This is a genomic window from Planococcus sp. CAU13 (assembly GCF_000775575.1).
In the GTDB taxonomy this organism is placed as follows: Bacteria; Bacillota; Bacilli; order Bacillales_A; family Planococcaceae; genus Planococcus.
In genome coordinates this window covers 1-1,289 of sequence record NZ_JRGN01000076.1, presented here as the reverse complement: position 1 = coordinate 1,289, position 1,289 = coordinate 1, and the positions used below count along the sequence as shown (strand labels likewise).

The 1,289-nt window shown below is 48.2% G+C and carries 1 protein-coding gene; it reads left to right on the top strand.

Features of this window, described 5'->3' with window-relative positions:
• Window positions 1-125 precede the first annotated feature (125 nt).
• Window positions 126-1,244 (top strand): M20/M25/M40 family metallo-hydrolase, encoded by a 1,119-nt coding sequence (locus KW93_RS03510; protein WP_033541586.1) that lies wholly within the window; start codon window positions 126-128, stop codon window positions 1,242-1,244.
• The last annotated feature ends 45 nt before the right edge of the window (window positions 1,245-1,289 follow it).

Sequence of the window (1,289 nt, the reverse complement as noted above, 5' to 3'; positions counted from 1 at the left end):
CTGAGCTGGCTTATGACCCGAAGAGCTGGGCAACTGGAGTCTGGACACGGGTTTACCTCATTCTGAGTACTTTTACTATAAGCTAATTTTAATTTTTATATTTTAAAGAAAAGAGGTACTGCCGAATGAACAACGAGCGCTTATTAAACGAATTTCTGGAATTGGTTCAAATCGATTCTGAAACTAAAAATGAAGGCCATATTGCTGAAGTATTGAAAGCGAAGCTTGAAGACATGGGATTCCATGTTGCGGAAGATGATTCATCCGACCGCAATGGACACGGGGCCAATAATCTTGTCGCGACACTGCGCGGAGCAGCGCCAAACGTTCCGCCGATCTATTTCACCGCTCACATGGATACAGTCGTACCGGGCAATGGAATAAAACCTCAAATCCGCGACGGATATGTGTATTCAGACGGCACAACGATTCTGGGTGCTGATGACAAAGCCGGGATTGCTGCTTTATTCGAAATGATTCGTTCGATCCAGGAACAGCAAATCGAGCACGGTGATATCCAATTGGTCATCACCGCAGGCGAAGAAAGCGGTTTGGCAGGAGCGAAGGAATTCGATTCTTCTCTGTTGTTCGCGAAATTCGGCTATGCAGTCGACAGCGACGGCAAAGTGGGGGGCATCGTAACTTCCGCTCCAAACCAGGCGAAGCTGTGGACCACCATCTACGGCAAAACAGCGCATGCCGGAGTTGCACCAGAAAAAGGCGTTTCTGCCATCAACATTGCAGCCAAAGCCATTTCATCAATGAAGCTCGGACGCATTGATGAAGAAACGACAGCCAATATCGGCCGATTCGAAGGTGGGCAGGCGACAAACATCGTGTGTGAAGAAGTCAATATCCTGTCTGAAGCCCGTTCAATCCGTGAAGATAAACTGGCTGCACAGACCGCTCATATGGAGAGCGTTTTTGAAGATACGGCGGCAAGTTTTGGCTGCAGGGCAAAAACGGAAGTAAAGCTGATGTATCCTGGTTTCCATTTTGATGAAAATGAGCCGGTGGTTGAAATCGCTCAGCGTGCTGCTGCAAAAATTGGACGGCCATCTCCTGTACTGACGAGCGGTGGCGGCAGTGACGCCAATATTTTCAACGGCTTCGGAATTCCGACGGTCAATCTGTGTGTCGGCTACGAAGAAATCCATACGAAAAATGAGCGCATGCCGATCGAAGAGCTCGAAAAGCTTGCGGAGCTGCTGATTGAAATCATCAGGGAAACCACGCGTGTCTAATAGAATAAACGAGCAGAAAGGAGAGAACAGGATGTATGTTCTCTC

Coding starts and splice junctions, on each gene's coding strand:
- KW93_RS03510 (WP_033541586.1), top strand. CDS start 126: ATGAACAACGAGCGCTTATTAAACGAATTTCTGGAATTGGTTCAAATC.